The sequence below is a fragment of the Salegentibacter mishustinae genome, assembly GCF_002900095.1.
Classification (GTDB): Bacteria; Bacteroidota; Bacteroidia; order Flavobacteriales; family Flavobacteriaceae; genus Salegentibacter; species Salegentibacter mishustinae.
Window position 1 is genome coordinate 2,789,388 of sequence record NZ_LLKN01000002.1, and the last position, 24,588, is coordinate 2,813,975.

Consider the following 24,588-nt stretch of genomic DNA (forward strand, 5'->3'; position numbering starts at 1 on the left):
CAATGAGAGACTAGATTGAGTAGGGTCTGTTTAGTTTTTTCGTAGCCGGTATTTTTATTTCAGCTTACTATCAGCCTTCTTGCCGAAATAATTTTTCAAAATCCACCCACCTACAAAAGTTGAAATTAGGGAAAAACTACTATAAAGAATAGCAACCAGGCTAATATCCTTGTCTTTTAAAACCTGGTTAGCGATGAAGAGAGCGAGCACACTATTTTGCAATCCCATTTCAATAGCGATTGTATATGCAGAGCTATGTTTTAGTTTTAGGCGCCTACTAACTAGATAACCAATAATTATAGTTGCAAAATTCAGAATTATTAGAGGTATTAAAAGATTAAGATGCTCAAAGTATTTTACATTTTTTTGAGATTCATCAAAAAAGATGACCACAATAAAGGCAAGTAACATAATCCCGGGTAGAATATATTGTAAAGCCTTGTGAAGTTTATCTCCAAACTTATGTCCGAAGAATTCATTTAATAGTATTCCCGCTACTACGGGAAGGATCACGGTAAATAAAACATCACTCATAGTTTCGCCAAAGGTGAGACTAAAGGATTGCCCCTCTTCCCCGAAAACCATAAAACTGAATTGAACCACAAGCGGAATACTGAATAGAATAATAAAACTATTAAAAGCAGTTAGCGAAACAGAAAGCGCCACCCTGCCTCTAAGCATTTTGGTTACCAGGTTTGAGGCGGTTCCGCCGGGACAGGCGGCAAGCAACATAATTCCAATTTTATACACGGTTTCTATTGGCCAGAAATAAATTAGCAGGAAAGCTATAATAGGCAACAAGAAAAGCTGGGAAGCAAGACCGGTTATAATTGCGCGAGGATGAGTAAAAACCCTTCTAAAATTACTAAAATTAAGCTCCAGCCCTATCCCAAACATAATTAAGGCAATAGACAGAGGCATAAAAATATTGGCAAATTGCTGCATATTTCTTCGAAAAAAATCCAAGATAAGATTTTTTAAAGAAAGAGAATTTTAGGCCTGATTTTTTATTCTTTTAATTAGGCAAACATAGAATTTAGGATCTTTTTTTGAAATTTTAGCGATAGCAAAATATTCATCCTTAAACCCCTAAAAGGGTATTCACATGCCACGCTGAATTGTGAGAAAATAGGAAAGAATAATTAACGTAAAATATACATTTATTATCTTTGAAATTCTTCTAAATAGAATTGCCTTTGAAAACTGCAGAAAATAATAGCAAGCTACCTGATGATTTTAAAAGTTTTGAAGCGGAAATTAAAGTAGCTTCTCCTGGAAGAATCAATTTAATTGGCGAGCATACAGATTACAACAATGGTTTTGTAATACCTGCGGCCATAGACAAAAAAATTTATTTTAGATTCAGGAAGAACAACACTAAAAATTTAGTCCGAATTTACAGCGAAACCTTTGATGCTTATGTAGAATTTAATCTTCAGAAGATAACTAAAAGTACCAATTCCTGGGAAAACTATTTGTTAGGAGTTATTGATGAAATTCAAAAGCTAGGCAAACAACTTCAGGGTTTTGATTGTATCTTGAAAAGCGAATTACCTATTGGAGCTGGCATCAGTTCTTCTGCAGCGCTAGAATGCGGTTTTGCAGAAGGCTTAAATTCATTATTCAATTTAGACCTGGCGCAAATGGAAATCGTAAAACTTTCCCAGCGAGCAGAAAATAATTTTGTTGGCAGCAACTGCGGAATTATGGATCAGTTTGCTTCTGTAATGAGTAAAAAAGATCATTTCATCAAGCTCGATTGCGAGTCGCTGGAAGCAACGCTTATTCCGGCTAAAATTGAGCATTGCAAATTATTGCTTTTAAACACTAATGTTGCTCATAACCTGGCCGATAGCGAATACAACAGCCGGCGGCAGGAATGCGAAAATGTGGTGGCAGTTATTCAGCAAAAATATTCAGCAGTAAAATCACTAAGACAGGTCTCTTTTAATATGCTAGAAGAATTCAAAGAAGAAATTGGCGCTATAGGTTTTAAGCGCTGCCAGTATGTATTAGAAGAAAATGAACGCGTGCAAGAAACCGAAAAGGCTTTGCGCGATGGAAACCTGCAAACCATTGGAAAGTTGATGTACGCCTCCCATAGAGGCTTGCAGCACCAGTATGAGGTGAGCTGCCCCGAACTGGATTTCCTCGTAGATTTTTCAGAAGAAAAACCTTTTATTTATGGCTCCAGAATGATGGGCGGTGGTTTTGGGGGCTGCACCATTAACTTGATAGAAGCCGATGAAATTGATGCTTATTTTGAAGAAGTAAAAAAGGTTTATCAGAAAAAATTCGATATCACACCAACTGCAATAACAGTGGTTCCCGATGAAGGAACTCAAATTACTCGATAACCGAAAACAAAATATTATCAAAAAAAGCCTCTCAAGCTTGATTTGAGGTAATTTTATAAGCTTTAAAATAAATATCATGGATACCGAAATAAACAAACATCCACATAGACGCTATAATATTTTAACCGGGGAATGGATCCTGGTTTCACCTCATCGCACCAAAAGACCCTGGCAGGGAAAAACCGAAAAGAATAATGTGGAAAAACGGAAAACATATGATCCCTCCTGCTACTTATGTCCAGGAAATTCCAGGGCCGGAGGAGAAACCAATCCCGATTATAAAAGCGCTTATTCCTTTGAAAATGATTTCCCTTCTCTACTCCCGAAAGCTCCGGTAAAAGATTTTGAAAACGGACTTTTAAAAGCAGAAGCTGAAACAGGTATTTGTAAAGTGGTTTGTTTTTCTCCCGATCATTCTCTCACCCTTCCATTAATGGAAGAAAAAGATATTACTGAAGTTGTAAAACTTTGGAAAAAGGAATACCACGAACTAGGCGGTAAAGAGGATATAAATTATGTGCAGATCTTTGAAAACAAAGGTCAAATAATGGGTTGTAGCAATCCGCATGCTCACGGGCAGATATGGTCGCAAAAATCTATCCCGACAGAAATTTCAAAGAAATCGAAACATTTTAAAGAATATTGGAACAAAAATAAAAGCAGTTTGCTGGGCGATTATTTAAAGCAGGAATTAGAACTAAATGAACGCATTTTAGCACAGAATGAGCATTTTGTGGCTTTAATTCCCTATTGGGCGGTTTGGCCGTATGAAGCCATGATTATTCCGAAAAAACATTATCAGCATATTGGTCAGTTAAATACTGAAGAAGAAAAAGCTTTTGCGGCAATTATAAAAAAGCTTACCATAAAATACGACAATCTTTTTGAAACCTCTTTTCCCTATTCTTCCGGTATTCATCAAATTCCCACCGATAGCAAAGAGTATCCCGAATGGCATTTTCATATGAGTTTTTATCCGCCGCTTTTAAGATCGGCTACAGTTAAGAAATTTATGGTGGGCTACGAAATGTTTGCCGGCCCCCAACGCGACATTACCGCAGAACAGGCTGCGAAGAATTTAAATGAACTTTCTGAAATTCATTATTTAAATCATTAAAATAGAGGTGTTCCATTCTCTATAATCAAACACCAGTTAGTTTATTCCAGTTAACATTCTTTCACATTAGACTTTAAGGAATTCCCAAATAACGTTGAATTAACAGCCTAATCTTTAAGCACTTGTTATTTTAGTCACCAACCAAAAAATAGATTGATGATGAAAAAATGGAATGAATTTTTAGGAAAAACAGGTATTTTGATGCTATTTGTAGCTATTACTAGTTGTGGTCCAGGAAATATGGGCGACGGGGACACTCTAAGGCAAGATGCCAATGAAGCTAAGATGGCAATGACTCAAGCTGATGACAATCTACAGGAATTGTTCAATAATTCTGTAGGATATGCAATCTTCCCTAACGTAGGTAAAGGTGCATACATTATTGGCGGTGCTTCAGGTAACGGTATAGTTTACGAAGATGGTGATATGATCGGTTATGCAAATCTTAAACAAGTTGACATAGGACTTCAGGCAGGCGGAAAGGCTTACAGGCGGACTTGTGGCAACATTTTAAACACGTGGTAACCAGAACCGGCACCAATATCGGCGATAGTGTCGTCGGGAGCGATATTCATATTTTTAATAAGCCTACTGGTATTTTCTTCCTTTTCACGTTCTGGACGTTCCAGCCAATTTATACCCTGGTAACCCATCACGTGAGAAATCTCGCGGCCTTTATAAAATTTTCCAATCCCATCAAAACTTCCTTTTTGAAAGGTATAATTTGAATTGGAATTGTTGTTTTGTCCCTTACATTGAAAGAAACATAAAACCAAAATTGTAATAAAAATAGCGGAAGTATAATTTTTCATGATATTTATTTCAATATCATAAAGTTAAGGAAATCTGTTCTTAGGAGGAATATTAAAAAAAGATTAGAGAAGTGACCTCTACCATAGCTTCAAATAAATAGCACGACCCTACTCATAATATTTACCTTGAAAGTAATACCAATTAAGGTGTAGCTGCCACTTGCTCTAATTTAAAGTAAAAGTAGATATTATGTTAAAGCAATGCGTGCTTGTTTAGTAAACGTATGGAATTTTAAAGTTATCGTTTAAACTTCAAGTTTAATGGAGACAGAAGTGCCTTTGTTTTTAGCAGAAGTTATCTCAACAGCTTCCTTCACATCGTAACCCAGCAATGCTAATCGCTCTTTTACCAGGGAAACTCCTTTAGATTCGTGAAGTTTATTGGTTGAATTTTCTGAAAATCCAATTCCGTTATCTTCGATTTTGCATTGCAAAACCCCTTCTGGAAGCATATTAAAAGAAACTTTTAAGGTTGGATTTATTACACCCGGCGGAAAAGCATGAATAAAAACATTTTCCACAAAAGTTTGTAAAAGCATAGTAGGAATTTCTACCGCATAAGGATCAATTAAAGGATCTATTTCAAATATCACCTTAATTCGATTATTAAACCTTGTATTTTCAACCCGAATATAGGATTGCAAATATTCAATTTCCTCACTCAATAAAATAGTGGGTTTGGTGCAATGATCCAGGTTTAACCTGATCAATTTTGAAAAATCTCCTAAAAATATTGTTGCTTTATCTATATCGCTATCCATAATGTAATATTGGATAGAATTCATCGCATTAAAGATAAAATGCGGATTCATTTGCGCCAGCAATGCTTCCATTTTGGTTTCTTCAAAACGCTTTTGGATCAAACCTTTTTGGGCTTCAAACTTTCTGGCCTGCCTTATTTGAAATTTATAAAAGCTATAAATTACAGTAGCTATAATACTTATGATAAGTAAGGCAAACCACCAGGTTTTCCAAAAGGGCGGAAGCACGGTTAAATTCAGCAAGGCCTGAGTATAACTTAAACCTGTACTTTCATCTAATACTTTTACCTCTAACTCGTAATTATTTGTTGGTAGGGAAGGAAGGAAAATTTCCGGACTGGAAAATGAAAGGCTCCAGGGTTCACCCTCATTTAAACGGTATTGATATTTTAATTTATTCGGATATGGATGCGCGTTTGTGCTAAATTTAAGTAATAGTGTATTTTCATTGTACTTCAATTTGAGCTTATCTCTTTCGGGAGATGATCCTAAAGAAAATTTATTGTTATTGATAAATATTTCTTTCAGTTCTATTTGATCTACCAGCGTAGTTGAATCTTTTACGGCATCAAGATCTATGTTATAATACCCATTGTGGCTTCCTATAGATAGGATGTTTTGATTTACTTGGGCACTCAATAAAGGTTGCTCCAGGCCCTGTTCTTTATCTAAAAAAATATATCGCCCGTTTTTGTAAAGTGTCAACCCTTTTTCTGTTCCAATAACTAAAGTTTCCTTGTAATTCTTTAAAAAAGAAATAGAGTTTCCCTGGATTTTCGCCCTTGGAATTTTCTTATGAATTTTGAATGATTCATCGTCATTAACGATAAACACGTCACCAAACTCATTTGAAATGGCGAGATCATTTCCTAAAACCGTAATATGCTTTAACTTTTTTTCGGCCCAGATTCCATTTTCCAGATACGATTTAAAACGATTATTCTCCCAGGCATACAGACCAGAGAAAACAGACAAAAAATAAGTTTTACCACCCCTCTGCAAACTACCTACCACCATAGTAGGGGTTTGTGAGTTGTCCTTTTCAAAGTGGGTATACTTAAGAAGATCCAGGTTGCTATACACTCTAACGCCACCGTAAGGATTGGTTTCTATAAGATTCCCAGTTTTCGTAAAATTAATCTCTTCTGAATGCAATGGTAAATACCGATTCAATTCCCCGGATTCTTTTATGGCAAACACTCCAATGTTAGTATTTACCCAAAAGTTATTTTTAGAAACTTTTAAATCATAAAAATCGATATCTGCGGCCTTAGTAGAGTAATCCAATTCGTAGAAATCATCTTGATGCTTAGGCAAAGGCAAGTTGGTATTTCTCACAAATTGTTCTTGCCAATTTTTAAGCTGTGATAACGTAATCTTTTGCTCATTTCCAGCTCTTTTTAAAACGATACCATTGTTGAATAATACTGCGGAAGTTTTTTCTGTTCTCGCGAATCCAATAATATTCTTACCCGGTAGTTCGTGAATCTTAATCTGGGGATTTAAAGCGATTTCAAATAATCCGGCATCCCGGGTTCCAGCATATAATTTTTCAAATTTCGAGTCATATGCCAGGGATATTACTTCCTGGCTGGCTATATTAAATTCGGAAGCCCTGGATATTAATCGCTCCTCTACCAGTTCATAAATTCCTCCGTTAGTATCGTATATGCCCCAGGCCGCAGCAAAAATTTTATGATCATCGGTTTTCGCATAATCCCAAATAATGGAAGTTCCGCGTTTTTCTAAAGGAATAGAATCCTTTTCTCTCACGTAATCGGGAAGATGACTTTTCGTAAAAAAACCTTTATTACTGCTGTAAATACTATCATTATCTGGGAAGGTGGAATAAATGTATTTATGATCATTTACTTCCACCAAAGCGGTCTGCCCCTCCTCATTTAGAATCTTGAAGATCCCGGATCGATAAGTGACCACGTAGATTTGATTTTGATATTCAAAAAAATCCTGAACCCTGAAAAGTTCTTTCCCAGAAGGAGTCTTTAAAGAATTTACTTTGAAAGTATTTACATCTATCAGAGAAACCCCATCACTGGTTCCCACATACATATAATTACCGGAAGTAAAGAGTTTGGTTATTTGGTTATGAACCAATCCGTCCTTTTCTGAAAGGATTTTGAATTTATAGCCATCATAAATACTAACCCCTTCACCGTAGCTACCAAACCATAATTTGCCGTTATTGTCTTCTGCAATAGCCCAACAGCTGTTTTGAGCTAAACCATCCTCTTCAAAGAAATATTGAAATTCGTCATTTTCCTTTTTAATTACACCATTTTCAGTACCAATCCATAGACTATTGTTGCTGTCAACCAATATGGATCTAACCGAGTTATTTGGTAAATCTCTAGCTGCAGTATAATTTTTAGTGGGATAATTTTGAGAGAAGGCGAAATTAAACCATAAAAATAATAAGAAGAATAGTTTAATGGTTTTGTAGAATGGCATTGATAAACTCTTCTTCTTTTCGAAACGAAACAGGAAGTTTCTCTCCGTTGGTTAATTCAATTTCCTTATTTGCCTTATGGTATCTAACTACGTAATTTAAATTGATGACGTAGCTTTTATGAATTCTTTTAAAAGTAGTGGCCGGAAGTATTTCTTCAATAAACTTTAAGGTCTTTGAAGCTGTTTTTGTAGCACCATCGATTTTTTTAATGCTACAGTAATTACTTTCAGCCTTGCAATATAAAATTTGATTGGTATGTATAAGTTCAAACCCTTCAAGGGTAGGAAAAGCAATTTTACTTACGTTCTGGTCATTTACATTTAAATTCTCTAATAGTAAAGACAACTTTCTTTGAGCAAAATTCTTTTCATTTTTCTTTTCAAACTTTTTTACGGCTTCGGCTAAATCTAAATAACTAATTGGTTTCAATAAATAATCCAGCGCGCTACGCTTAATTGCTTTAATGCCAAATTTATCGTGTGCCGTGGTGAAAATAACTTCAAAATTTATCACCTCAAAATGCTTAAAAAGTTCAAAACCATTCTTTTCTGGCATTTGGATATCCAAAAAAACGAGATCTGGTTCATATTTTTTAATGGCCTGCACACCTTCATCTACTGAAATACATTTTTCAACAATATTAAATTTATTTGGAAAATACCTGTCTAGTGTTTTCTCCAGTAAACTTTGCGCATTGATTTCGTCATCAATAATTATTGCCTTTATCATAAACCAAAATTACAATTAAATTATGAGTTGTTTAGAAGCTGTATTAGACGACAAAAGAACAATTATATATGTTATTTAACCAGTTATAATCATCCTTTAGATTATTCTTTATATAGATTTATTTTTCGAAGTCACTAGATTAGGAAAAATCGAAGATTTCCAGAAATTTATCATTAACCTTGAGATTAAAGCTCATTAGAATGAAGAAGATATTCTAAAAGTTCAGCAATAAAAAAAGGCTTCACATCTCTGTGAAGCCTTGTCTTTGCTAGTAGCGGGTAAATTTGAAATATCGAATCGTTTCTCAAAGGATATTGCAGAAATTGCTAACCTTCACCTTTAATATAAATGCCAAGTGAAGGGTCTATTTTGACAGTTCGCTGATTGCCTTGTATGAAGAGTTCCATCTTCATATAGCATTATATATTTGGGATAACGATACCTATAGTAACTGTCACTCCCTCCCGATAATTGAATAACACTATTTATGAAATCAGTAGTTTGATATTCCTGACACTGAATATTTGAAGCAGATGAATGAATCCCTACGAAATTATAAGTTCCGTCATGGCTGGAGGAACCATCATTACTTACGTATTTATATGTGCCATCAGGATAAAAGAAGATATTCTTTGGTTTACCTTCAGCTTCTCCATGGGAACCATAATCTATAGTTATGCTATTATTGACAAATCTATTATAACCGTAATTTTTCAAGGTTAGGTTTACACTTATGGTTACCTCCTTATTGTTTGTAGCATCATATACGGTTATACCGTAATTTTCAATATTAATATCTTCATTACTCTCGGGATAATAACCTATAACATCTGACCCTGTCCATCCTGTTTCTGAACCATTGCCAACTAAAACGGGTACATCATCCAAAGTTAATCTTACGAGATGGGTCATATAGTTTGGTAAAGTCAAATCGTCCCCATTTTCCAAAGTATGTATCACAACAGGATTCGAGTAGCCTTCATATTTCCCAATTTGAAGCTTATAATTAGCAGTTTCTTTATTCACCCTTATTTCAAAGAAACCACTTAAGTCGTTAAAATCATCAGAATATGAGTAATTCAGCTCGGTATCGATGTAATCCTGACTTAGGTTATCGACATCTTTAATTTTTAATTTCAGCTTAAGACCTCCGTCAAAAGAAATTTCAGCTATCTCAACCTTATCGCTCCCTACAGAAAATTCCATCTTCTCATAAATTTCCATACCCGCTGTAACGGTTTCTATCGGAGATTCTCCTAATTCCCCTTCATCTACCTCATCCTTATCACTTAAGAACACATTTTCATTAATATATCTTATTGCTTTATTCAGTCTTGTCACAAAAGAATTAAAGAGATTTAAGTCTTTGAAAAACGTTTGGATGTTTTCATTACCAGAATCTTGGTCCTGGCTATTCAAGCTCCTTTGTTTGATTGCAAAGTTCAATGTCTCTCCAACTTCATGAGTAAATTCAAGACGACTTACCGCTTGCCTTGATAAGTCAGAGTCTAAATCATTAATAACTACATTCACCTTTTTTATTGCCAAATTTGCTAGATGGTCCAGATAATCCTTTGCTTTAAACCATGCAGTAATCGCAACGGCTGCACCTATACCCATGATAATTGGGTTTGGAAAACCTGCAACTGCCATCCCCACACCAATTCCCAATGCAGCTACAGCAATCCCGTGTTTTCGCAGTAAGGCCATTTCAGATTCTGATTGCCTTGTATAATCATCTCTTAATAAGCCATCAATCATCTCCTTATTAGCCTGGTAAAATGCTGCGGCCTGAAATTGCTCTTCGGAAGATGCATCATCAAAAGCTTTCTTGAGCTCTGACCAATACCCTGAGACATATTGAGATTCTGGACTAACATCAAAACCGCTTATCTCACCCGTAGCAACAGTTAGCAACTCCTCAAAGGTTACTGATTCAGAACTATTCAATCTCAATTGAGAAATATCGTAATGCTTTTCAATATCTAAACCTGACACTTTTAAAGTTGAAATTCCTTCTTCCATATCTGAAGGAACCATGACCATTAAATGATTTTCGTCAACCTTGACAAGGTTTACATCTCTGCTACCGAAAGTTCCCTGGTACTCATCAGAATTAAGATTTATATTTACTTCAATATTTATAATTTCTGAAGTTTTTACTGAAGTGCCTGTTAAAGGTGGATTCGATGGGTTTTCAGAAGAACTAGGATTTTCGGTGGGATTAGATGGTGTAGAATCAGGTGAATCCGTTGAGCAGCCGAGGTTAATAAATAAAACCATAGCTAAAATCAGCTTTAGCGAACGTAACATAATGATATTTTAAGTTAGACCTCTTAAAAATAAATATTTACGATGTTCAATGCCATACCCTTTTATGGGTATTTTGGTTCGATAAAGTACTTAAAGCAAAAAAGCCAACTATCTAAATTTTAGATAATTGGCTTCTTAGTAGCGGGTAAATTTGAAATATCGAACAAATTTTTTGAGGATTTAATTGCGGTAGCCGCACTAAGCACAGAGGCTTAAACAGGAAATGTAAAAGCTTTAAATTTTCATTCCTCATACCGTTCAAAATAAAGATGAATGTTACCATTCCCCTCATCTACCTTTATAAGATGAAGTTTTCTGTTGTTGACATCAACAAGCTTATGTCTTCCGCTCAGAAACAAGTTAATTTCACCATCATGATACTTATATGCTTCACCCCAACCAAACCCTAATCCACTTGTTCCAAACGTGGTATCATAATTTATAGACTCCTCATCTATTGTCCAAATTGTTCCTCCTTTGCCTTCATTACGAGTATAATCTTCTGAGCCATCAGGATTTTCATATATTTTAGTAATGACATCCCAGCTACCATACAACTCTAGAGGTGGTTTATCTACCTCTTTGGTGCAGCTGGTTAGTACTAAAAAGAAAAATAAAATTGAAAGACATTCAGAAAACTTCATGAAATAGGAAGATTAAAATTTATAACCTAAACCAATTTGGAAAGTGTTTACCTTATAAGGAATAAAATCATTTTCGTCCCCTCGTTCTGTCAAACCATAAGCATATTTAAGGTCAGCGAATAGGTCATCTGTTATATCAAACCCAACACCCACAGCAACATCAACACCAAAACTATTGTCTTCTACATCTTCTTCCCCAATAAAATAGGTAGCTTGAGGTCCAGCCAAGATGCTTAGGTTCTCGACTACGTAATACTTAGCCAAGACAGCACCATGAATAATGTTGGCTTCGGCTGCTCTCGAATATAGCACTTCAGGCTGGATTAAAATTTTATCAGTGGCTGAAAATTCAGCTATCAATCCAGCGTAAAACCCATCTACTGATAAACTTATAACACCTAAATCTACTGCTACGCTTGAGTAGCCTGCTTTCACGCCAAATCTATTTTTCCTATTTTCTTCTTCTTCCTGTTCTTCAGAAATTTCTTCTTGTTGATTACCTGTGGTTCCTTCTTCTACAGGTTGTTTCTGTGCAAAAATTGCGAATGTCGTTAAGAATAAAATAGAGCTAAGTAAAATTTTCTTCATTTTTGATTGTTTAATGTTGATTATTAAATTTTTCACAAAACTATATAACTGTTTTAACAAAAAGTTTTGATTTAGTAATCGTATGGAATAGAGTAGTAATCGTCTGAATTGGCTGTAGGAAAGTGAGAGTATTAGGCAGCAATTGGAGATGAAGGAAGTGCAATATAGTAAAACAAAAAAGCCAGCATTATAGCTGGCTTTATCTCTGTTTAGCGAGTAAAATTGAAATATCGAACCTTTTCCTAAAGGATATAGTTAGAATAGCGGATTTGGTTGATAACGACTTGTAGTATCTACAATCATTCGATTCTAGTCATCTTGTCTCCGCAACAACTCCTTCTAATAATAATGTTATTATCGCTAATTACTTCGACCGTGTAGACAATACCGCCCATAACTAATTCTTTTGAATCTGGTAAGTACTCGTACTCGTACTCAGTTGCGTCAGACTCGTCAAAGGTATCACCGTACATTTGCACTTGGGCACGTTTCTCCGAAAAAACGTAGAAACCTTCTTCTTCTGGCCATTCATAATTATCCTCATCCATGTATGCTGTAATTTCCCATTTCCCTATTAAAAAATCTGACGAACTTATATCGTCGCTTGAATCCTCCGTACTACAGGCTGACACTAAAAATAGAACGAGTACGGATAGTTTAAATAGTCTTTTCATAAAATTAAGGTTTGGTCTAGTTAAAGTTGACTTGGCTAAAAATATAGTTGTTCCTACAAATCTAAACTTTATGCTATAGAAAAAAATTTCGTTTAGTTAACGTATGGAGTTTGGTAGCAATCGTTTGGTCTGAATATGTTTAAGAGCAAGCTCATAATCCCAATAAACTTATTCTTGACTCTCAATTGGTAACGGTACCAGAAATTTTTGGGTTGTACTTTATTGAGTGCATCGGACTCACTAAAAGGAGGCAATAAAACTTTTTCATTCATAACTTACTGAAGTCATGTTTGATAAGATAATAATTGTATCGATTATAGAAAAGTCTCGTAAAGATGAGAAAATTTCACAACCAAAAAAACAATGGAATAATATTATTACCAACCTGTATTTGAGTTGTTTACATCTTTTTTATTGAAGAAAAAACCTTGGTCAAACTCTAAAAGTGTAATATTTTTGCTAAAAATAAAATTTATGCTAGAAATAGAGAAAGGCATATATAAACTGAATGAGTTTGGTTTAATATGTCAATATGATAAAATTTCAATGACGCTTCTAATGGCAACAGCAGAGCGAGATAATAACGATGTATGGTTCTACCCAGTTTATATATTAAATCAAGAATGGGGTACCGAAAAGGATGCACTAGATATGGTTGAGTTAATATCAATAGCTAGAATCCAGTTAAACCTACCTCAGAACCCAGACCGTGATTTTAATACGATTAATTTCATAAAATACGGTAATGGAATTGATGTAACTGACATCAGATATTTTGGGACTTAACAATTTGGCTAACTTTTTGGACCGTTCCTAAACTGGTATCCGTGAGCTTGGCTAATTTTCTTAACGATAAATCCTGATGGTTCCGAATTTCCTTAACAACGTGAGAATACTTCTCAAGAAATTCGGATTCATCCATGGATGAACCCCTAACTCTACCTTTATACCTTCCATTAGCTTTAGCAATTGCTATCCCTTCAAGCTGCCTCTCACGTAGATTTTCTCGCTCCATTTCAGCAACATTACCCAGCACGGACACAATTAATTTAAAGACCTGGTTGGGCTTTCCGTTGACCATAGATTCAATACCCAGATTGTCTACCCTAAGCACAACACCATTATCAGTAAAATACTCCAAAGTGGTTATCACATCGTAGAGATTCCGTCCCAAGCGGTCCACAGCAGCTACTGATACAAAATCAATAGTTCCTTCTTCAATTGCCTTCATTAATTCCTGGCCCTTTTCTCTTTCTTTAAAAGCAACTGCACCACTAACAACATCATTATATATTAACTCATCTGGGTGGTTTCGTACTAATTGCCTTTCAAGTTTTTGATTGGGTGATGAGATGCGGTTGTATCGTGCTTTTTTCATGTTGGAAGGATTTCCAACAAATATAGGCTATTTAAAAATAATGTACAATTTTAGGGTGGTTATTATTGAACAATCGAAGTCATAGTAAAACCGTTGTTAAAACTCCGCCACGCAGTATCGTGTTTTGGGTATACTCTTAGGCGAATAAAATTCTCCCTTACCCTTTCCCTCTTTTAATGCAAATTTGCTCAGGAAATATTCATATACCCTTCCAACAATATCTTCAGCTACATCCTTCTGTGTATCGATGTTATTGATAGTATCGATTAATGAGCTAAGCTTACTCACATCCATATTTAGACGTGAAAAATAGTTATCGGGTAAGGCACCTTTTAGAGCAGGATTATTTTTTTCGATAGTAAATAATGCGGTATCGATTATAATTGCGATATCATCCTGCTTGGTTCTATCTTTCACATAACTCCAACGGGCTTCAGGTGGCAGGTAGAACACATTTTTCATAGTATAGAATTCTGTCATATCTATGAACTTCTCTTTGCCTTCTTCTATTAACTCCTGCTTACGTTTTTCAAATTTATCACTGGCGAATTTTAGGAAGATTAAACCCAGCACCACGTGTTTGTATTCAGAAGACTCTACTGTTCCTCTTAAACTATTGGCAGAATCCCATAGAGATTCTTCCATACTCTTCTGTTTCTTAGCCTTAGTTTTTTTGGCCATATATTATTGGTTCGATTTTTAATAATAATTTGTTAAATATACTAAACTGAAAATTAGATTTACAACAGGTGCCAGCAAAAGTATTCTAGGCTTTAAGTATAATCATCTAAATGTGCCAACAAGTGCATTTAGGCTAATTAATGTGTACTATCCTTCAGGTTTAGACAACCTAGTGACAGGTGAAACAGACCATCCTACAAAAGCGACATCTCATCATATCCTCTCTAATCCCCTATGAAGTATGGATTTTTTCGAAATTAAGAATTGCATTTCACCCAAAATAAATACCCCCTCCCTCTTAACGATTCCACACTAGGGAGGTATCCGTTGTTACACCCCCCTCCCTGGCCTTTCCAAATATATGCTGAATGATGTGGTCTCAAAATTTAAGATTAAAAATTGGAGTAATTGTTTGTAGGTGTCCTATTAAGTGGATAGTACAAAAAAAATAAAAACTTGTCGTAAAGTGTTTCCTTTTTGGGATTACTGCATATATATACAATAGATGCGGGGATAAAAACCTTTATATCCTTCTTGTATCCAGCAATAACCGAAACAAACACAAGCATGACTATTGAAGTATTTACTAAAAAAAGAATTTATTAAAGAAGCAGACACATCTAAATCTACCTTATATAAATTTTATAAAAAATATCCTAACTTGAAGGAGGAAACAAAACTAGTTCGTAACCGTAGATTAATTCCTACCGCGCACATCAAATATTTCTCAACTGAAGCAATGTTGGAAGATAGCTTCAGAAAAGAAGAAAAAATTGAAGAGTTAAAATCATTCCTAGACCAGATAAGGAATTGCGAACCTGACGATTTTAGGTTATCACTATGGCGAGCTGATTGGGATATATTTGGCACCATAAGTTATAAATATGAATTAAGTAGAAGCCACTGTGAAAGAAAGCTTCGAGAATTGTTTAGGCATTTAGAACATCATTTTCTCCATAAAACTAATCTTAGGATGTTCTTTAATACAGAGCAATATGAATTACGTGGTGGGCATCACAATCATTTCATAATGCATTGTTCCAACCCAGCAATACTTAAGGACGTCAAAGAATCCATCAAACAATTTTTTAGCTATGACCGTGTGGACTTGCAACCCTACGACAAATACCGTCCTGCTACTTTCTACATCTGTAAAGACGGTCTTAATGATGAAGACTGGGATGACTTAGAATTTTAAAAATATTTGAAAATTTTAACTGGTAATAATATTGTTACCATTATCAAAATCAGGCTCTTATGAGCCTTTTTTTATTCTAGAACCTTGGCGGGGGAGAAAAAATATAATATTATTGTGATAGTGATTCAGGCGCCATTTGAATCTTAATTCGCACTCAGCGAAATGCAGTGATTAACCACAGCAAAGAATAACCTCCAATGTGAGGACCGAAACTCTCCACGTAAAAATCAAGAGTAGTGGGTGTTTGGAAATGTCAAAAAATTATGAGGATGGGAGTCACAAGGACAACAGACTCTCCTTGGAAACGTTACGCTCATACACCAAGTATCAGAATGTAACCGATGAAGAAGGTGAAGCTATCATTGATGATACCATCGCCTTAGCCAGATTGATTCTGGACATTATAAAATAAGTTTAATCAAAACTAAAATAAAAATGAACTTAAATAAATATAATAGGTTTAAAAAAGCTGGAAAGGTTCAGGAATTTAACGCCAGAAATAAAGAGCTGTGGATGTATACCAGAGTAAGCAGCAAAGAACAGACGAAGAAGAAATACAGTATAGAAGGGCAAAGAAGTAGTATCAAAGCATACGCCAGGGAGAATGATTATCTAATTGTTAAAGAACATGGTGGGACTTACGAGAGTGCTAAGGGTGATTTGACCAGAAGGGAATTTACACAGCTCCTCGATAGTGTAAAAAGAGCTAAAAAAAAACCATTTGCGATTGCAATAAAATTTATAAGTCGATTCTCCCGTTCTGGTGGTGGAGCAATTGGGTTGGTTGAGGAACTTGTAAATAACGTAGGGGTCCACCTAATCGAAACCAGTACTGGTCTTACAACGGAACTTGAGAAAGACCGTCTGGAAATATATGATAAATTGTTGGATTCAAGAAGGGAAAACATGGTAAGACTTGAAAGAACACTACCTGCCTTGAAAGAGTTCCTAGAAGAAGGCTACTGGCTTGGAAGAGCCCCCAGAGGCTATGATATGTATGGGGAAAGAGTAAGTAATTTCAGCAACCGTATTGAAGGACAAAAATTGGTGCTTAATGCAGAGGGTAGAATCCTCAAGAAAGCGTGGAATTGGAAAGCTGAAGGTATGTCTGATGTAGATATTAGATATAAATTATTGGACAAATTTCATTTCAAAATCACAAAACAGAATTTATCTGCAATGTGGGGAAAGCCATTTTACGTGGGGGTAAATACTAATGCAATGTTAGATTCACCTGTAAGAGGCCGATGGCCAGCACTTGTAAGCGAAGACATCTGGGACCAAGTACAAAAGAGACTAGACAAAGCTAAAAGAAAATCAGGCTACGATATAGCCCCTGTAAGTGAGCACAGGCCACTGACTGGTTTTATCTACTGCTCCCAATGTGGTGCCGCTATAACCAGTTACATTGCCAAGAAAAAGCAGGTACATTATTACAAGTGTCAGTGTCAGCATGGCAAAGGAGGCAACATGAATGCCTACACGACACCAAGAAGTCTAAAACCTGGTGTAAATAATTCGTTTATTGACTTTCTTTCAAATTTCGAATTAGGTGATGTAGAGAAGGAACTTCTGAAGACTCAGATTAAACTCTTAACTCAGGAACACGAGGAGGAGAAAAGAAGTTGTTCTGAAATGCTTGGGAAAGAGCTTGTAAAGATGCAAAATAAATTAGATAAGGTTAACGAAAAATATCTCTTAAGCGATGATGTTAACGAAACCGCTTTCAATAAAGTGAAAGAGAAATTGGAGAAGGAAATTGACCAGATAAAAGAAAAATTGGATGACACCCCAAAAAATTTATCGAACCAAGTAAATTTCATTGACAAAGCATTAGATTTTTGCCAGAATATCAGTGTTCATTGGTCTTCAGGGGACATACACCAAAAATTAAAAATTCAAAAAACCCTGTTTCCTGAAGGTTTAATAATTAACCCTGAAACAAGACAATATCGAACCATAAAAATGAATAGCTTAATCTCTGTAATCGCAGATATATCAAAGGATGAGAAAGGTTCTAAAAGTAAGAAAGCCACCCGTAAAGGTGGCTTGTCTTCTACAGTAGCGGGAACTGGACTCGAACCAGTGACCTTCGGGTTATGAGCTGCATTAATATGCATATCAAAACATCACAAAACCTAGCAAAATTAATGGTTTCCAAGGATTTTAACAAAACAAGAATATCAAAGAATACCATCTAAATTCAAATCATTCTGTACCTATTCTGTACCCCTTTTTAAAAGTTTATGCTTATATTTATATCTGACAAACAGATAGTTATGGCTTCTATCAAAATCGTTCGTAGAAAAAATAAAAGGCGTAAAGACGGAACCGCTCCTATAGCTATTAGAATTAGCAAAGATTATACAACCAATTATCATTTTCTTGGTCAATATATTTTGGAAAACGATTGGGACGAAATCAAATGTCAGGTTAAAAGATCTCATCCAAATTATAGGAGGATTAATCACTTTTTAATGAAGGAGTTGACAAAGGCGAATGATCTTTTTCTAAATTCAACTGATGGAAGGATCACAACCAAAATAGCCAAGCAAAAATTAAAAGGAACCGGGGGTCAAAAATCCTTTTTTGAAGTCGCCGCCGAGCGAGTAAAAAACAAATATGATAGTGGGGTTTTTTCCGTAGCCCGATCAGAACTTTCAATTTTATATAATCTTGAAGAATTTCTAATACATAAGCCTGGCAAACCGAAGGAATTAATCATTAAGGAAATTTCAAGAAGAAGAAAGCTACGCATAAGTAAGGGCCAAAAAAATAATTATGCCTGCTTAGATGGTATTACCTATTTTAGAAAAAACCAGAACCTAAAATTCCGGGATATCAATCAAAATTTCATTACCAAATACAAGATTTTTTGTTCCGTTTACTTAAATCATAAAACTAGGTCTATCACCAATCAACTAATATTTATTAGAACGCTTTTTAATATCGCTATTAAAAATGGTTATGTGGAATCTAAATATTATCCTTTTGCAAACGGGAAAGAAAAAATAAGGATCAATTCTGGAAATAAAATAGGCTTAACAGCAAGTGAAGTTGAAAAAATTGAAGCACTGGAATTTCAGGAAGATTTACTAATATGGCACACTCATAATGCCTGGTTAATTGCATTCTATTTTGCGGGCATCCGGATTTCTGATGTGGTAAAACTCAAATGGTCCGATTTTAAAGATAATCGATTGTACTATGTTATGAGTAAAAATGAAAAAGCTTTAAGTCTTAAGGTTCCCGATAAGGCTAAAACCATTTTAGAAAAATACCGCAACTCCCAATTTGGAAATAACGGCTATATTTTTCCTTTTCTTAAAGACGTAAAACGAAATGATGCTGAAAAAATTTTTATAAAGACCAGGAATGCTACTCATGTCTTTAATAAATACCTAAAGAGAATTGCTCAGCAATGTGATATTGAGAAAAATCTTTCAAATCATATTGCCCGCCATAGTTTTGGAAATATTGCTGGGGACAAAATTCACCCTTTGATGCTTCAAAAACTTTATCGCCACAGTGATTTAAAAACTACCTTAAACTATCAGGCGAATTTTATACATAAAGAGGCTGATGATGCACTAGATAGTGTTATCAATTTTGATTGATATTCAAAAAAAAGCATTTTCAATTTTTTACGGTTATTTAATAAAAGAGCTTACAGATTTATTAACTGATCTGCTTATCTATTCTATTTAAGATAAACTTACATTTTCAGATGATACCTTGTACTCTTTCTATCACCAGTTTTTCTAAATGCTCCTAAATCTACCATTTTTTTCAAATCCCTGGTAGCGGTCGAAGCTGTTGTTCCTGTAATTTTTATATAGTTATCCGCACTTAAACCTCCCTGAAACCCTTCTATACCTTCTCGAAAAATCCGATTCACCACTTTCCATTGGCGTTCATTAAACTTTTCCTCAAATTCCAGAAAAAACTTTGTTTTACCAATTAGAAAATCAATCATTCTTTGAGTATAATCCTGAGCCTCTAGTATCGTTTCACAGAAATATTCGAGCCAATTGGTAATTTCAGTTTCCTTACTATTTAAGTGCAGGGATTTATAATAAAGTTTCTTATTATTTTCGATAATATGCGAAAGAGCGATCAAAGTAGGACGTTCAAGATATTGCGACAGTACTTTCTCCGAAATCGCACGACCAATTCTTCCGTTTCCATCTTCAAAAGGATGGATACTTTCAAAATACAAATGCGCGATACCAGACTTAACTAAGGGGCCGGGATATTTATTGCCCATATTATTAAACCACGAAATATATTTATCCATTTCAATTTTTACCCCTGAAGAAGGCGGGGCTTCAAAATGAACTATAGGTCTACCCATTGAACCTGAAACTATTTGCATTGGATCAGAATGCGATCTGTAACTACCAATATCCTGTAGATCACGGCGACCATTCATCAGCATTTCATGCCAAGAGAATAATTGTTCATGAGTTAGAGAAGATGAATAATTTTTATATAAATCGATCATCATTTCGGAGATGCCGTGTTCTGCTGGAGATATTCTTTTTTTATTAACCTGAAGGCCAAAATGTCTTCGAATTGAGGATTGCAATGAATCTCTATCCAGAAGCTCTCCTTCTATCTTAGACGTTTGAAAAGCTTCATCACTAAGCAACATCACTTTTAATTCATCTTGACTTTCATCACTAATATGTTTCATACTACCATATAACATACCCGCCTTTTGTAAAAAAGCTTTTTCATAAGGAATTAAAACTTCCGATGTGAATTCAAAATCTGGCCAATTTTTAAGTTGCCAATTCCATGTCATGAGCTATAAATTTTAATTTATAGCTCAATATACAGCTAAAAAATGAGCTAAAAAAATATGCTTTATAGCTCATCACGGACTAAAATACTTCTTACGAAAAACGATTATGCTTCTAACAAGGGTTATGAATTTACCTGATCTCATTGTTCCTTTTACGGAATTCCCAGTAATTCTTTCTTTTCCCTTTAGTTCATTTCAAAGTTTATCTCTTCAAATCTTAAAAAACAGGATTCACTTTTTCTTCATCAAAAGAGCTATTAAATTCAATTTAATAGTTGAAGTTTTTGTCCCTGTGGGACGAAAAGGTAAAGGAAAAGGTAAAGCAAGAGGGTAACGGGCAGAGCCACGTTACACATACCTTTTCGATGTTAATTATTTGATTACCAATTATTTGAAAATAACAGAAATATTATAAAATTATGGATTTACTGGTTTTGGGCTTGAAACCCCAATAAAATGGTTCAAAAAACCAGTAAACCTTAAAAACTACTGAATTATGAAAGCAGTTAAGAACATAACTTTTGAAAAGAAAACGGCCGAACGCTTTCAGCAATTTTCTCGAACACATTACAAAACACATTCAGAAGCATTGGCCGGAATGCTCGATTTTTTCTTTTACAATGAGATTTCTCCCAAAGAAAATTTTGGCCCTACCGGCAGACGAATTGAAAATATTATCAAGAAAAGAATCAATGTAGTGATCGCAATTACGAAGGATATGGAAAGGCATAAAGTGAACCCCACTTTGGCTATTTTGATGTCACTTATGGAGGCAGCAGATCCTAAAAATAATTACGCAAATCGGAAAAGGGATTATGAAGAAGACGATACCCATCCCGACTTCTACAAATAATTTACCGATCAAAATTTTAGTTCTTTTTCTTTTAAAACCTCTTGCTTACCGCCTTCCCTTTTGCTGCTAAAAGAACAAGCTTTGAAATTAACCGGAGCGCATAAAACGCCGGGCTATTTATAGCTCCTCTATAATTTCAAAGCTTGAATATGCAAGAGCATCAAAAGGTAATGCGAAGGCGCTGAAAGAAGTAAATAAATAGAAGGACTCAAAAACTGTCATTTCTATCTACTTTTTGCTCCTTTTCGACGTCAAAAAGGAAAATGCTCCAGATGAAAAAAGTAAATGTTAAAAAAGCAATCATTTTATTTAGTGTCATTTGGTGGATTTTGTGATCTTGAAGGCAGCTTTTTAAGTTTTATATTTTCAAAATATCCCAAATGTTATCAAATTTAATGTTACCAAAAAATCACACTTAAGTGTTTTATAATCAATTTATTACATATTTTTAAAGACGTGAATTACAGTAGTTTTTTTAAGTGCTTAATTGTCCATTTTTTGTTTGACTTCGAAGACATAAGCATATAAATAATAAAAACGTTTTTGGGTTTCTTACCTGGTTGATCACTTGTTGGTTAAGCTAAGCTTGCATAAGATTTTTGCCCTTAGCGCAATCTTCTGAAAAAGAAAGCTGCCAGAAGGTAAAAAAAATTAAGTAATGGTGATTTTTAAAATAACAACAGATAATAAACTAATGAAATTATGAAAGAAAGCACCCATCCATTTATGGTTAGTATGCATTCCCTGGAAGCTAAGATTGAACAGCTCACCAGGGAATTCAGGATCAGACAGATCAAAGATCCCTGTCTCATCCTTCTGGATAATGCTGATTTTATCCAGCTATTTAAAATAAGCGCTAAAACAGCACAAAACTGGCGAGAAGAGGGGCTGATTGAATTTGCCCAGGTGAAAGGAAAGATCTACTACAGCCTCAAAGATATCCAGGCATTTATAAATCGTCACCGAAAAAACAGGAAGTATGCTAACTCTTAAGTAAGATGACTCCGGAGATCTCAGTTCCCATTCAGCTATTTATTGATGCACAGCAAAAAGGCTATGCTAAAAAGCTGCAATTCTTTCTATCCTTGAAGCTAATCTACAGGTGCGGGAAGGCAAAACTGGATGATGGGGAACTCTTATTTCTTGAACTCACCGAGGAGATCAGTTCCCGGAAAACTACATTAAAGTATTTAGGCTTTCTGGTAAAAAAGGGATGGCTGCGATACAATTCTAGAACACGTTATTACATCATCAAATCTTTTGAAGGAATAAGAGAAGAGAATAGTTGGGAGACAAGACATTCCTTTCCGGTGGATTTTGATTCCTATAGAAACATTAAGGCAATTACAGGGGCAATTATTTATGGATATCTCCATAAAGATTTCTGGAGAAAAGTAAGGAGAAAGAAAAGCGTACAGATAAAAGGCAGTACCTATCATTTTCTATCCCCTCACTTTAATTATAGAGAAGCACCTGCGCCCCTTTCTGTGTTAGGCATTGGAAATATCTTTCAAATCTCACCGGCTACGGCTTCCAGGCTTAAAAACTCTGCCCTAAAGCATAAGCTGCTAGAGGTTCAAAAGAATTACGGGGCGTTAATACCTAACAAAAAAGCCGTGGAAGTATGCTTAGACTACAATGATAAGCCGAACAATATTGTGTTTATAGAAGGAGGCTACCGATTCCAGTTAATTGATACTATTTTACCCCTTTTTCTTTTTAAAAAACGGCAAAAACTGAAAACATAAAAGAAAGGTTTATGGAAAAAATTAAAAGTAATAAGTTTTATTGGCCAAAGTTTGATTTGTTTAAGCGCGATAGCGCGTTTGTTTATTTTTTGCGGCCAAATGTACCGTAGGTTGCTCAGCAGAGGTGCAAAGCTTGTACACTACTTGTTTCCTACTTGTTCATATTTGAAACAAGTAGATTTAAAACCAAGAGCCTTAATCTTTGTAATTCATTTTTTGACTACTATTCAAAAATAGTACTGAAAACAATATTATCTACTTCATATAAATTTTCTAAAGTTGGGTTTTTATTTTTTATAAGCACTAAGGCGCTGTGTTTCTGCTTCAGGATCAAAAGAGGAAAAGACTAAAAATATAAAGGAAAGGTGTATATATGAAAGAATTAAATTTCTCCGGAGCAAGTCCACGGTGTATTTTAGGAGAACACGTTTTCAAAATTCATGAAATTTAATAGCGAGGCGAGCCTCGAAGTATTTACCCTCATATAATAAATATGCCCTTCCAAAAATGAAAGGGCATATCCTATTAACCAAGAAACATTTTAGAATTGAAATGCATATTGCAGTTTTATACCAAAAGCCAGAGTTTTTACTTCATCCTGATCCTGTAATGCATTGATATCCCTCCGAGAAGATAATAAACTGCCAAAGACAAAATCTGTCGGGTTTTGAGTATTGTAATCAATAAGCCTTTCCCTAGAAGCATCAGGCTTAATATCATTTAGTCCGTAATCAAGAAAAAGCCCCATATAAAGCGACTGACTGTTCTCTAGCATAAGTTTTACCCCGCTTTCCACATGTGCTACAAAGTTTGTTTTCAGGTCCAGTTCAGACTCAGCATTGTTTATAGCAGCAAATTCCCCAAATCCGGCAAATTCAGGACTGGTGAGTTCCACGTCATATTGAGGATAAAAGCCGCTGGTTTCAAGCGAAGTAGCCGAGCTTTGATATTCTGAAGTCAAAACTAAGCCTGCTTTAACTCCGGCAGCCGTATAAAACCTCACCGTACCAGAGGATTCATATTGAACCTGGAGAGGAATATTAAGAAAATACACTTCCTGATTTTCTGCAAAATTAGTAGCTCGGTATCTAAATTCGAACTCATCTGCTTCAGCATCCTGGGTCATAAAAGAACCCTGCACATTGGGCAGAGAAATCGATCCTTCCATATACTGTAATTCGGCACCTGTGCCAAGACTCCAATTTTCAGTTAAATAATAAGCATAATTAGTTCCTAAGCCAAAACCATTTTCCATTTCGCTGTCCTGCCCTAAAGCTTCATACTTTAGCTTCGAAAAAGATCCCTGCAGATAAAATGAGACTTCATTTTTAGATTGCGCTAAAGCCTGCCCTTGTACACTGATTAGGGCGAGAACTATTGCCAATCCTGAGATAGCACTCTTAATATCTGCTTTTATATTATTAGTTTTCATATATATGTTTAATCTTTTAAAGTAAA

General features: G+C 35.2%; 22 protein-coding genes. 10 read left to right on the top strand and 12 right to left on the bottom strand.

What is annotated here, in order from left to right; all coding sequences use genetic code 11:
- Positions 1-54 precede the first annotated feature (54 nt).
- Positions 55-945, bottom strand: a complete 891-nt coding sequence (locus APB85_RS15375; RefSeq protein WP_057482283.1) for a bile acid:sodium symporter family protein — start codon at positions 943-945, stop codon at positions 55-57.
- A gap of 251 nt (positions 946-1,196) precedes the next feature.
- Here APB85_RS15375 and galK point away from each other — a divergent pair, with 251 nt between their 5' ends.
- The 3 genes from galK to APB85_RS15390 all read left to right on the top strand — a co-directional run bounded on the left by galK (position 1,197) and on the right by APB85_RS15390 (position 3,999).
- Positions 1,197-2,357 (top strand): galactokinase, encoded by a 1,161-nt coding sequence (gene galK / locus APB85_RS15380; protein WP_057482345.1) that lies wholly within the window; start codon positions 1,197-1,199, stop codon positions 2,355-2,357.
- Positions 2,358-2,433: 76 nt separating this feature from the next.
- The gene (locus APB85_RS15385; protein ID WP_057482284.1) at positions 2,434-3,474 is read left to right on the top strand and encodes a UDP-glucose--hexose-1-phosphate uridylyltransferase; all 1,041 of its coding nucleotides are present in this window, start codon (positions 2,434-2,436) and stop codon (positions 3,472-3,474) included.
- Between the two features lie 156 nt (positions 3,475-3,630).
- On the top strand, positions 3,631-3,999 hold the full coding sequence (locus tag APB85_RS15390) for a lipid-binding SYLF domain-containing protein (RefSeq protein ID WP_057482285.1): 369 nt from the start codon (positions 3,631-3,633) through the stop codon (positions 3,997-3,999).
- On the opposite strand, the gene APB85_RS17430 is transcribed toward APB85_RS15390, so the two are convergent.
- From APB85_RS17430 to APB85_RS15425, 7 genes are all read right to left on the bottom strand, one after another.
- On the bottom strand, positions 3,960-4,286 hold the full coding sequence (locus APB85_RS17430; RefSeq protein WP_057482286.1) for a hypothetical protein: 327 nt from the start codon (positions 4,284-4,286) through the stop codon (positions 3,960-3,962). The two genes, APB85_RS15390 and APB85_RS17430, sit on opposite strands and share 40 nt — an antisense overlap.
- A 245-nt stretch (positions 4,287-4,531) precedes the next feature.
- Entirely contained in the window at positions 4,532-7,516 is a 2,985-nt protein-coding gene (locus APB85_RS15400; protein WP_057482287.1) for a histidine kinase, read from the bottom strand.
- The gene (locus tag APB85_RS15405) at positions 7,494-8,246 is read right to left on the bottom strand and encodes a LytR/AlgR family response regulator transcription factor (RefSeq protein ID WP_057482288.1); all 753 of its coding nucleotides are present in this window, start codon (positions 8,244-8,246) and stop codon (positions 7,494-7,496) included. The genes APB85_RS15400 and APB85_RS15405 overlap by 23 nt, the downstream gene beginning before the upstream one ends.
- A gap of 339 nt (positions 8,247-8,585) precedes the next feature.
- Entirely contained in the window at positions 8,586-10,559 is a 1,974-nt protein-coding gene (locus tag APB85_RS15410; protein ID WP_057482289.1) for a hypothetical protein, read from the bottom strand.
- 242 nt (positions 10,560-10,801) lie between these two features.
- Entirely contained in the window at positions 10,802-11,203 is a 402-nt protein-coding gene (locus APB85_RS15415) for a hypothetical protein (RefSeq protein WP_057482290.1), read from the bottom strand.
- A 12-nt stretch (positions 11,204-11,215) separates the two neighbouring features.
- On the bottom strand, positions 11,216-11,791 hold the full coding sequence (locus tag APB85_RS15420) for an outer membrane beta-barrel protein (RefSeq protein ID WP_057482291.1): 576 nt from the start codon (positions 11,789-11,791) through the stop codon (positions 11,216-11,218).
- A gap of 299 nt (positions 11,792-12,090) precedes the next feature.
- The gene (locus tag APB85_RS15425) at positions 12,091-12,465 is read right to left on the bottom strand and encodes a hypothetical protein (RefSeq protein ID WP_057482292.1); all 375 of its coding nucleotides are present in this window, start codon (positions 12,463-12,465) and stop codon (positions 12,091-12,093) included.
- A gap of 474 nt (positions 12,466-12,939) precedes the next feature.
- Here APB85_RS15425 and APB85_RS15430 point away from each other — a divergent pair, with 474 nt between their 5' ends.
- Positions 12,940-13,251 (top strand): hypothetical protein, encoded by a 312-nt coding sequence (locus APB85_RS15430; protein ID WP_103294478.1) that lies wholly within the window; start codon positions 12,940-12,942, stop codon positions 13,249-13,251.
- Here APB85_RS15430 and APB85_RS15435 read toward each other — a convergent pair.
- Positions 13,232-13,843, bottom strand: coding sequence for a recombinase family protein (locus APB85_RS15435; RefSeq protein ID WP_057482294.1), 612 nt, complete (start codon positions 13,841-13,843; stop codon positions 13,232-13,234). The two genes, APB85_RS15430 and APB85_RS15435, sit on opposite strands and share 20 nt — an antisense overlap.
- Positions 13,844-13,939: 96 nt before the next feature.
- Entirely contained in the window at positions 13,940-14,524 is a 585-nt protein-coding gene (locus APB85_RS15440; RefSeq protein ID WP_229792172.1) for a type I restriction-modification system subunit M N-terminal domain-containing protein, read from the bottom strand.
- 574 nt (positions 14,525-15,098) lie between these two features.
- On the opposite strand from APB85_RS15440, the gene APB85_RS15445 reads away from it, so the two are divergent.
- The 3 genes from APB85_RS15445 to APB85_RS15455 all read left to right on the top strand — a co-directional run bounded on the left by APB85_RS15445 (position 15,099) and on the right by APB85_RS15455 (position 19,339).
- The gene (locus APB85_RS15445; protein ID WP_103294479.1) at positions 15,099-15,722 is read left to right on the top strand and encodes a hypothetical protein; all 624 of its coding nucleotides are present in this window, start codon (positions 15,099-15,101) and stop codon (positions 15,720-15,722) included.
- A 435-nt stretch (positions 15,723-16,157) separates the two neighbouring features.
- Positions 16,158-17,825 carry a recombinase family protein gene (locus tag APB85_RS15450; RefSeq protein WP_057482296.1) on the top strand — a complete coding sequence of 556 codons (1,668 nt, stop codon included), beginning with the start codon at positions 16,158-16,160 and terminating at the stop codon, positions 17,823-17,825.
- Between the two features lie 176 nt (positions 17,826-18,001).
- Complete coding sequence (locus APB85_RS15455) at positions 18,002-19,339, top strand: tyrosine-type recombinase/integrase (RefSeq protein WP_057482297.1); 1,338 nt, start codon at positions 18,002-18,004, stop codon at positions 19,337-19,339.
- 98 nt (positions 19,340-19,437) lie between these two features.
- On the opposite strand, the gene APB85_RS15460 is transcribed toward APB85_RS15455, so the two are convergent.
- On the bottom strand, positions 19,438-20,529 hold the full coding sequence (locus APB85_RS15460; protein WP_057482298.1) for a Fic family protein: 1,092 nt from the start codon (positions 20,527-20,529) through the stop codon (positions 19,438-19,440).
- Positions 20,530-21,025: 496 nt separating this feature from the next.
- Here APB85_RS15460 and APB85_RS15470 point away from each other — a divergent pair, with 496 nt between their 5' ends.
- The 3 genes from APB85_RS15470 to APB85_RS15480 all read left to right on the top strand — a co-directional run bounded on the left by APB85_RS15470 (position 21,026) and on the right by APB85_RS15480 (position 23,130).
- Positions 21,026-21,382, top strand: coding sequence for a BfmA/BtgA family mobilization protein (locus APB85_RS15470; protein ID WP_057482300.1), 357 nt, complete (start codon positions 21,026-21,028; stop codon positions 21,380-21,382).
- Positions 21,383-22,084: 702 nt separating this feature from the next.
- Entirely contained in the window at positions 22,085-22,375 is a 291-nt protein-coding gene (locus tag APB85_RS15475; RefSeq protein ID WP_057482301.1) for a helix-turn-helix domain-containing protein, read from the top strand.
- 5 nt (positions 22,376-22,380) lie between these two features.
- A complete protein-coding gene (locus tag APB85_RS15480; protein WP_057482302.1) occupies positions 22,381-23,130 on the top strand; it encodes a hypothetical protein in 750 nt (249 codons plus the stop codon).
- 541 nt (positions 23,131-23,671) lie between these two features.
- Here the strand turns inward: APB85_RS15480 and APB85_RS15485 are convergent.
- On the bottom strand, positions 23,672-24,562 hold the full coding sequence (locus APB85_RS15485; RefSeq protein ID WP_057482303.1) for an outer membrane beta-barrel protein: 891 nt from the start codon (positions 24,560-24,562) through the stop codon (positions 23,672-23,674).
- Positions 24,563-24,588 lie beyond the last annotated feature (26 nt).

Coding starts and splice junctions, on each gene's coding strand:
- APB85_RS15435 (WP_057482294.1), bottom strand. CDS start 13,843: ATGAAAAAAGCACGATACAACCGCATCTCATCACCCAATCAAAAACTT.
- APB85_RS15400 (WP_057482287.1), bottom strand. CDS start 7,516: ATGCCATTCTACAAAACCATTAAACTATTCTTCTTATTATTTTTATGG.
- APB85_RS15450 (WP_057482296.1), top strand. CDS start 16,158: ATGAACTTAAATAAATATAATAGGTTTAAAAAAGCTGGAAAGGTTCAG.
- APB85_RS15455 (WP_057482297.1), top strand. CDS start 18,002: ATGGCTTCTATCAAAATCGTTCGTAGAAAAAATAAAAGGCGTAAAGAC.
- APB85_RS15390 (WP_057482285.1), top strand. CDS start 3,631: ATGATGAAAAAATGGAATGAATTTTTAGGAAAAACAGGTATTTTGATG.
- APB85_RS15430 (WP_103294478.1), top strand. CDS start 12,940: ATGCTAGAAATAGAGAAAGGCATATATAAACTGAATGAGTTTGGTTTA.
- APB85_RS15405 (WP_057482288.1), bottom strand. CDS start 8,246: ATGATAAAGGCAATAATTATTGATGACGAAATCAATGCGCAAAGTTTA.
- APB85_RS15480 (WP_057482302.1), top strand. CDS start 22,381: ATGACTCCGGAGATCTCAGTTCCCATTCAGCTATTTATTGATGCACAG.
- APB85_RS17430 (WP_057482286.1), bottom strand. CDS start 4,286: ATGAAAAATTATACTTCCGCTATTTTTATTACAATTTTGGTTTTATGT.
- APB85_RS15420 (WP_057482291.1), bottom strand. CDS start 11,791: ATGAAGAAAATTTTACTTAGCTCTATTTTATTCTTAACGACATTCGCA.
- APB85_RS15415 (WP_057482290.1), bottom strand. CDS start 11,203: ATGAAGTTTTCTGAATGTCTTTCAATTTTATTTTTCTTTTTAGTACTA.
- APB85_RS15410 (WP_057482289.1), bottom strand. CDS start 10,559: ATGTTACGTTCGCTAAAGCTGATTTTAGCTATGGTTTTATTTATTAAC.
- APB85_RS15470 (WP_057482300.1), top strand. CDS start 21,026: ATGAAAGCAGTTAAGAACATAACTTTTGAAAAGAAAACGGCCGAACGC.
- APB85_RS15385 (WP_057482284.1), top strand. CDS start 2,434: ATGGATACCGAAATAAACAAACATCCACATAGACGCTATAATATTTTA.
- APB85_RS15440 (WP_229792172.1), bottom strand. CDS start 14,524: ATGGCCAAAAAAACTAAGGCTAAGAAACAGAAGAGTATGGAAGAATCT.
- APB85_RS15475 (WP_057482301.1), top strand. CDS start 22,085: ATGAAAGAAAGCACCCATCCATTTATGGTTAGTATGCATTCCCTGGAA.
- APB85_RS15485 (WP_057482303.1), bottom strand. CDS start 24,562: ATGAAAACTAATAATATAAAAGCAGATATTAAGAGTGCTATCTCAGGA.
- APB85_RS15375 (WP_057482283.1), bottom strand. CDS start 945: ATGCAGCAATTTGCCAATATTTTTATGCCTCTGTCTATTGCCTTAATT.
- APB85_RS15425 (WP_057482292.1), bottom strand. CDS start 12,465: ATGAAAAGACTATTTAAACTATCCGTACTCGTTCTATTTTTAGTGTCA.
- APB85_RS15460 (WP_057482298.1), bottom strand. CDS start 20,529: ATGACATGGAATTGGCAACTTAAAAATTGGCCAGATTTTGAATTCACA.